The organism is Synechococcus sp. R5-13, from assembly GCF_047462015.1.
In the GTDB taxonomy this organism is placed as follows: domain Bacteria; phylum Cyanobacteriota; class Cyanobacteriia; order Thermostichales; family Thermostichaceae; genus Thermostichus.
Genome location: NZ_JANSIL010000110.1, coordinates 1 through 8,390 on the forward strand (window position 1 = coordinate 1; position 8,390 = coordinate 8,390).

The window sequence follows — 8,390 nt, forward strand, 5'->3', positions numbered from 1 at the left end:
GCAGGCTTGTGCAAAGGCTGTGGAGATCGATGGTGGCAGCCGCAGAGCCCAACTCCTTGGCTTCCAGGCCCTGCAGATCCAGCAACTTGTTGATCAGCTCAATTTCAGCCTGACACTCTTCCAAAGCGATGCGGTGGTATTGGCACTGCTTCTCGTTGAGAGGAGTGCGGCCCAACAGTTCCAGGGCCAGCTTGATCTTGGTGAGGGGGGTGCGCAGCTCGTGGGAAACGCTGGCCAGAAAGCTATCCTTAAGGCGGCTGAGCTGCTGCAAGTCCTGTACCTGGCAGGCCAGCTGGGCGGTACGTTCCTGCACTTTGGCTTCTAGGGCTTGGTTGAGTTCCCGCAGATGGCGTTGGGCTTGGCTGGCCTGGATCAGGTGGCGGATGCGCCGCTTCAAAACCGACCAGCGAATGGGTTTGGAAATGTAATCGCTGGCCCCGGCAGCAAAGGCTTCATCCACGCAGGACTCATCTTCCAGCGCCGTGACGATGAGAATGGGCAGATCCGAGTTTTGAGCATGGAGGCGGCGACAGCACTCAAACCCATCCAAATCTGGCATGACCGCATCCAGCAACACCATATCCACTGGGTGTTGAGCGGCTAGCTGCAGACAGACTTCGCCGCTGCTGGCTTCTAGAACTTGGTAGCCTTCTCGCTCAAGTGCATAGCAAACCAAGAGCCGCTGGCTGCGCTCATCGTCCACCACCAACACCAACGGCTTCTTTTCAGGCGAGGGGGATCCCGGCTGTGCCCCGGGAAGAGGGCCTACCGGCGACGAGCCGGCTGGAGGATGGGGATTGGGCCTCAGCATAGGCATCGAGAGGAGAGGGAGAAAGGCTCTGCACTCAGAGACTGAGGATAACTTGCCGATATGCCACCTCCAGCTTCTGCAGGGCTTGCTCTATAGTATCCCATTTTACAGAACTGGCTGGCTCGGCATGAACCAGCTTTTCCAACTGCTGACACAGCTCGGCCAGACGTTTGGCGCCCAGGGTGCTGCTGCTGCCCTTGAGGCGGTGGGCCAACCGAGCAATGGCTTGGGGATCCCGCTGCTCTAGGGCCTGCCGCAGGGATCCCAATAGAGCTTCGCTGTCCTGCCGGTAGGTTTGGATCATCTCCTGCCAGGCTTCTGGAGAGCTGAAGACTGCCCGCATCTGGGCGAGGATAACGGGGTCGAGGGGCGGATCCTCTTCTTGGCTGGCCGGGATGGGAAGGGGAAGGGATCCCTGAAGAACCCGGACTAGGGCGGCTGGCTCCAAGGGTTTGGTTAGATAGCCATCTACCCCAGCAGCTTGGGCAGCAGCACGGCCTTCCGAAAACACATTGGCCGTGAGGACAACAATGCGAGGCTGGCGCTCAGGAGGCAGTTCAGCGCGGATGCGACGGGTGGCCGCAAGACCATCCAGCTCCGGCATTTGCATATCCATCAACACCAGATCGTAGGGTCGCAGGCGCAGAGCTTGGACGGCTTCCAGACCGTTGCCGACTATGTCGGGCCGGTAGCCCAATCGCTCCAGCATGAGGCGAATCACCTTCTGGTTAACTGGGTTATCCTCTGCCACCAGGATCTGAAGCGGGTAGCGGCTGGCCAGGGTCGCGTCCCAAATGGAGGGAGGAGCGGCGGGAGAGGAAGATAAGGAGGAAGGAGCTTTTTCTCCCACAAGCCCCAGCAGCAGCTTCCGCAGTTGGGAGGCTTTGACCGGCTTGGCCAAAGTGGGGAGAGGGTCTGCTGTGGAGATGAAGTTGCGCCCCGTCAGCACTAGCGGTAACAGGCGGGGTTGCGCTGTCTGCAGGTCAGCCGCCAGGGTCAAGCCATCCCGGTCTGGCAGGGTGGCATCCAGAAGGGCCAGGTCAAAAGGACGAGTTCTAACTGCAGCCTGGGCTTCTGCCGCCAAGGCACAACAGGTTACCTCCATGCCCCAAGCGCTCAGCAGTCGGGATAGCAACTGCCGTTGACTGGCGTTGTCTTCCACCAGCAAAACCCGCTTGCCGGCCAAGCACGGATCCGGTGCGGCGGTTGGCAACAGCTCCTGGTCTGGCCTCTTTAGGGGGATGCGAAAGCGAAAAGTGGATCCCTGGCCCGGCTGACTTTCCACCCCGATTGCTCCCCCCATGAGCTGGCAGAGACGCTGGCTGATGGCCAAGCCCAGGCCGGTGCCCCCAAACTGGCGGCTGATGGAGCTATCCACCTGGCTGAAGGGCTTGAAGAGGCGATCCAATTTTTCGGGGGGAATGCCAATGCCTGTATCCCGCACCTGAACGTTGACCCATTGCTTTTCAGGATCCCTCTCCCCTGCCTCGACCGTCACCACTACCTCTCCCTGGGGGGTGAACTTGATGGCGTTGCTGAGCAGATTGGCCAGGATTTGGCGCAGCCGGTTGGGATCCCCTATCAAGGTTGGCGGCAGGCTGGGATCCACCCAAGCCACCAGTTCCAGATCCTTGCTCTGGGCTTGGGCGGCCATCAAATCCAGCAGCTCTTCCACCAACTGCAGCAAGGAAAAGGGTATTTCCTCCAGTTCCAGTTTTTGGGACTCGATCTTGGAGAAATCGAGGATGTCGTTGATTAGGTTCAGCAGCACCTCGCCTCCATAGCGGATGGTCTGTACCCAATCCTGCTGCTGCGGATCCAAGGAGGTGTCCAGGAGTAGACTGGTCATCCCCAAAATGGCGTTGATGGGGGTGCGGATCTCGTGGCTGATGGTGGCCAGGAACTCGCTCTTGGCCCGGCTGGCGGCTTCGGCAGCTTCCTTAGCTGCTTTCATCTGCTCTTCTGCCAGCTTGGCTAGGGTGATATCCCGCCCGGCGGCGTAGATCAGGGATCCGGCCAAAAAGGCTCGCCACTCGATGAAACGATAGCTGCCGTCCTGGGTGCGGTAGCGGTTGACGAAGTGATCCAGCCGTTTCTCTTCGACAAGCTGCTGCATGGCGGCCTGCGTGGCGGGGAGGTCGTCCGGATGAACCCACTCCAAAAACGGTCGGCTCTGGAGCTCCTGCAGGGAATAGCCCAGGGTGGTCTCCCAGGCGCGGTTGAGACGGCGAAAGTACCCTTGGGCATCGGCAATGCAGAGCAAATCCAGAGCCACCGAGAAAAACTGCTCCAGCTCCGCTTCTGCCGACTTGCGGGCAGTGATGTCTACTGCGGTAAATACCCAACACGGGATCCCGCGCAGGACAAGGGGCTGCACAAACACGTCTTCCCAGACAACTCGGCCATCCTGCCGCTGCCATTGCCACTCAAAGCGGGCGGATCCCTGCTGGCGGGCTTGCTCCAAGTAGGACTGCAGCGAGAACTCCCCGCCCCGAAGAGCCTGGCGATAGGGAGACTGCTCCAAAGTGTCGAAGGCCCGCAGCTCCTCCAGGCTGGAAAACCCGTAGGCGGCAATGGCTTGGGAGTTGGCCTCCAGGATCTCGCTCGTCTCTGCATGACGGATGAGGATGGCCACAGCGGCATTCTCAAACAGAGCCCGGAACTTCTGCTCGCTTTCCTGGACGGCCTGCTGGGATCGCACCCTGTCGGTTACATCGCGGACGATCACCACCACCTCTTGGGGGTTGAGGGGCACAATGCGCACCTCTTCGTGGCGGGTCTCCCCTTCAATCTCGATGCTTTGGTCGTAGCGCTGCCGCGTCTGGGTAGCTATAGCCTGCTGAACAAAGAAAAGCCGCCGCTCGGCCAACTCCGGTGGCAAAAGCTCCTGCAGGGATCGGCCCACGTAGGTGTCGGGTGAGCTATAGGGAACAACCTCGCCCCCCGAGACAAAGCTCAAGCAGATGCCCTGGCTATCCAGGCGGAAGATCAAGTCGGGAATGGCTTCTAGAATGGCTCGCTGCACCTGTTCAGCGGCTTTCAAGGCCAGCTCTGCCTGCTTGGCTTCTGTAATATCCCGCACGATTGCCAGGACTTCCTGGCTGTTGAGAGGGACAATGCGGGCCTCTTCGTAGCGTACCTCCCCTTGAACTTCAATGCTGTACTCGTAGCGCTGTTGGGTTTGGGTGGCAAGGGCTTGCTGAACATAGAAAAGCCGCTGCTCTGCCAGCGCTGGCGGCAGAATCTCCTGGAGGGATCGACCTAAGTGGCGCTCTGCTGGGCAGTCAAGATGGACATCGCCGCCGGAAATAAAACTCAGGCAGATGCCCTGGCGATTCAGGCGAACAATAAGGTCGGGGATGGCTTGGAGAATGGCCCGCTGGGTGGCTTCCATTTCTCTAAGGGCCAACTCCGCCTGTTTCCGCTCGGTGATATCTCGCACCAGGATGTAAACTTTGTCTCTCCCGTGAGCGACAACGCAGGCTCTCCGATAGCAGCGGATCCCCGGCTCAATCTCAACTTCGTACTCTAGGTACTGCGGCGTCTGGCTGACCAAGGCCCCCTCCGCCAGAGATGGATACTGCTCTTTCAGCGAGCCAGTAAACACGTCTTGGGCGCGGCAACCCACGTAAAACTCAGGCGGATGTCGGGTGGGAACGTAAGGGGAAGGCTTGCAATGAAGAATGACTCCCTCGGCGCTGAGCTCAAAAATCAAGTCGGGAATGGCCTCGTAGAGGGCGCGGTAGCGAGACTCGCTTTCCTGTAGAGCCCGCTCCATCTTGACCCGCTCGCTGATGTCGCGGCTGGTGATGAGGATCCCATCGCCCACCGGCACCACTTGGTGATGGATCCAACTGGCCTTCAAGCCCGGCTGCCCCGAAATGGGGAACTCCTCTTCCAGAGGAATGCCGGTTTCCACCACTCGCTTGTATTTCTCAAAAAAGCCCCCCCAGCGGTTGATGGGCAGCAGCTCGCACAGCCGCTGGCCGATGATCTGCCGGCGCTGGAGGGAAATGAGCTCTTCCCCCTTGGCGTTGACATCCACAAAGACAAAGTCGATGATCTCGCGGGTAACGGGATCCCGCACCGCCTCCAGCAGGTAAATAGCATCCAAGCTGGCTTCCAAGGCTGCCCGAAAACGAGCCTCTGGGCTGGGGGTGCCTCTAGGAGGTTGGAAGGGAAATCTTCGAGAAAGGCATCCCAGGATCCCTCTGAAGACAGAAAGCGGCTGACTTTCCCCCAGGCTGACGCCAAGCAGCAGGAGAGCCAAGAAGAGGGATCCCAGCAGCCAAAAGGCAAGGCCAGAGGGATCCACCAGGCCCACCGTTTTCCCTACCGCCCATAGCTCTCTGTGCATAGAACCCAGAGATTCCTGCCCCCTTTCCACAGTATCCCAGCAAGTCTTTCCAGCTTATCTTGGAGGTCAAAAGGGGAAGCTCAGCTAACTTGCGGAAATGGCCTCTATGCAATGGGCAGGATTCCTCAAGAGTGGCTTTTTGGGGAAATGAGTCTTGGCTCAAAGCTTTGTTTCTGGGTGCAGTAGGGAGAGAGACTCTTTATTGTGAAGATGCTTTATTGTGAAGAAAAATAATTGTGAAGAGTCAGCGGGATCCCTTGCGCCAGCGGCAGTAGAGTTTTTCCAACTCCACCCAGACCATAACCACGGTGCTAAAGCCCAAGCAGATCAAAAGTTCAGTGCGGGTTAGCTCCTCTGTGCCAAAGAAGCTGCGCAAGAAAGGCACATAGAGCAGAGCCAATTGCAAGAGCAGAGTGGTCAGGACCGCGCCCAGCAGGTAGGGGTTGGAAAAAGGGTTGGTCTCGATGGTGAGCTTCTCGTTGGAGCGCACGGCCAGCGCATGGCCCATCTGGGCGATACACAGGGTGGTGAAGACCATTGTGCGCCAGTGGGGGATGTAGGCTTCCACAATGGCCATCATGAGGATTGTGGAGATGGCAAAAACCACGCCGATGCGCACCATGTAGGCTCCCAGCCCCTGGGCGAAGATGCTCTCTTTGGGGTTGAAGGGGGGGCGCTGCATCACCCCTGGCTCCGCCGGTTCCAAAGCCAAGGCCAGAGCGGGCAGGCCATCGGTCACCAAGTTCATCCACAAGATCTGTAGGGGTGTCAGCGGCACATCCCCCAAGCCCAGGATGGGGGCAGCAGCCACCGTCAGCACCTCACCGATGTTGCTGCCCAAAATGTACTTCACAAAGCGGCGGATGTTGCTGTAGACCACTCGCCCTTCTTCAATGGCGGCCACGATGGTGGCGAAGTTGTCGTCCAGCAGCACCATATCGCTGGCCTCTTTGCTCACATCGGTGCCCGTGATGCCCATAGCGATGCCAATATCCGCTTGGCGCAGGGCAGGGGCGTCGTTGACCCCATCCCCGGTCATGGCCACGAACTCGTTTTGCTTTTGCAAGGCCTGGACAATGCGCAGCTTGTGTTCGGGGGCGACGCGGGCATAGACCCTGACGGTTTGTACCGTTTGCAGCAGCTCCTCGAAACTCAAGCGGGAGAGGGTACGCCCGTCAATCGCCTGATCCTCCGACTCGAGAATGCCCAGCTGGCGGGCAATGGCAACAGCTGTCAGTTGGTGGTCGCCGGTAATCATCAACGTGCGGATCCCGGCTTCTCGGCAGCGGGCCACGGCCTCTCGTGCCTCTGGTCGCGGAGCATCGTGCATCCCCATCAGGCCCAGCCAAACCAGGTTGTGCTCCACCTCTTCCCCGTTGTCCGGGATCCGCTCTAGCCTCTGGGTGGCTACCCCCAGAACCCGGATACCTTGGGCGGCCAGGCGGTTGTTGGTGCCGAGGATGGCTTGGCGATCGGTTTCCGACAGTTCCTGCCAAGTGCCCCCTTTCTGGATACGATCACACCGCTCCAGCACCAGCTCTGGGGATCCCTTGATGTAGACGCAGTAGCCGCCGTTTTCTTGGATCACCACGCTCATGCGTTTTCGTTCCGAGCTGAAGGGGAGCTCCTGCACCCGTGGGTAGCGCTCCTGTAAAGAGCCTTTGTGGAGGTTGGCCTTGGCGGCTGCCACCAGCAGGGCGGCCTCGGTGGGATCCCCCAGGATGGACCAGGTGGGCGTTGAAGGGGGGGAAGAAACTGCAGACCGAGGGTTACGCCCGGCAACAGGTTGGAGACTGGCCTGCAACAGGGCATCGTTGCAGAACACCACGGCCCGCAAGATGGCCTGCAAATCTGGGGCGCTCTCCGGATCCATGAGCTGGCCGCCGCAGTAGAAGGAGCCCTTGGGGATGTAACCGCTGCCGCTGACGTGGTAGTGGCGGTCGGGGGTAACGATGTCGGTCACCACCATTTTGTTTTCCGTGAGGGTGCCGGTTTTGTCGGAGCAGATGGTGGTGACGGATCCCAGGGTTTCCACTGCTGGCAGGCGGCGGATGAGGGCATGGCGGCGCACCATGCGTTGGGTGCCAATAGCCAGGGTGACAGTGATCACCGCGGGCAGCCCCTCTGGTACCACGGCCACGGCCATGCTCAAGGAGGTTTCCAGAAGCGAGGTGAAAGGGGCCATACTCCCGGCTTGCAGCAACCCTATCCCCACCACCAGGGCCACCAAAGCCAGGGATCCCGACACCAGCACATTGCCCAGTTGGCTCATGCGCCGCTGCAGGGGAGTGGGCTCGTTTTCCACCGTTTGCAGCAGCTTCGCCACCTTGCCCAGCTCCGTGTTCATGCCGGTGGCAGTAACCAAGAGGATCCCTCGCCCCTGAATCACTTCGGTGCCCATGAAGGCCATGTTGCGCCGTTCCCCCAGCTCGATGTCCGGCGGGAGTACGCAATCTGCCTGTTTGGTTACAGGGGTGGCTTCTCCGGTCAAAGCTGCTTCCCGCACCTGCAGGTTCACGGCCTCGGCCAAGCGCCCATCGGCTGGGATCTGCACCCCCGCCTCCAGCAACACGCGATCCCCCGGCACCAGTTGGCTGGCTGGAACTTCTTGCCACAGGCCATCCCGCTCCACCCGCACAGTAGGGGAGGCCAGTTTTTTCAGGGCCGCCAGCGCTTTTTCCGCCCGACTTTCTTGCAAATAGCCCAGGCCACCGTTAAGGCCAACGATCAACAAAATGGCCAGGGCATCTTTAGGAAACTCGCCTTCTTGCAAGTCCAAAGTGGCTGAGATCGCCGCTACGGCGATCAGCATCAGCAGCATGATGTTGCGGAATTGATCCAGCAGGACTTGCCAGGAGCTACGGCCAGAAGTGGTGATCAGCTCATTGGGGCCATATTGCCGCTGCCTCTGGATCACCTGCTGAGTGGTGAGGCCACGATCGGGATCGGTCTGCAACTTCTGGATGGCGGCGGCAAGGGTGAGGCTATGCCAGGCAGGAACAGAAGCAAGGGGGGATCCATCCGGTGGGATCATCGCGACCACTCGAGGGTTCTTGCCGCATTTTGACATACTCCCCGCCCTCGAGGGGGAGGATTCTTGTCATCTCCCCAGTTGTTCGGGCCATAGCTCTTCTGGCGCCAGCGGCTGGGATCATCTTCAGCTAGAAATCGCAGGAGCCCCGCACTGTACCCGTAGGGTCAGTGTCGGGAGGAATGCGGAAG

Annotated in this window: 3 protein-coding genes; all 3 read right to left on the minus strand. The window is 59.8% G+C overall.

The genetic code is table 11. The features are described 5' to 3' along the window. Window positions 1-811, minus strand: an 811-nt coding sequence (locus NW840_RS08855) for a response regulator (protein WP_414343725.1), incomplete at its 3' end; no start/stop codon positions are given. Between the two features lie 34 nt (window positions 812-845). Then, complete coding sequence (locus tag NW840_RS08860; protein ID WP_414343726.1) at window positions 846-5,168, minus strand: PAS domain S-box protein; 4,323 nt, start codon at window positions 5,166-5,168, stop codon at window positions 846-848. 244 nt (window positions 5,169-5,412) lie between these two features. After that, a complete protein-coding gene (locus NW840_RS08865; protein ID WP_414343728.1) occupies window positions 5,413-8,202 on the minus strand; it encodes a cation-translocating P-type ATPase in 2,790 nt (929 codons plus the stop codon). Window positions 8,203-8,390: the final 188 nt, after the last annotated feature.

What these genes read in the sequence shown, in the direction of transcription:
- NW840_RS08865 (WP_414343728.1), bottom strand. Translation starts at nt 8,202, where the DNA reads ATGATCCCACCGGATGGATCCCCCCTTGCTTCTGTTCCTGCCTGGCAT.
- NW840_RS08860 (WP_414343726.1), bottom strand. Translation starts at nt 5,168, where the DNA reads ATGCACAGAGAGCTATGGGCGGTAGGGAAAACGGTGGGCCTGGTGGAT.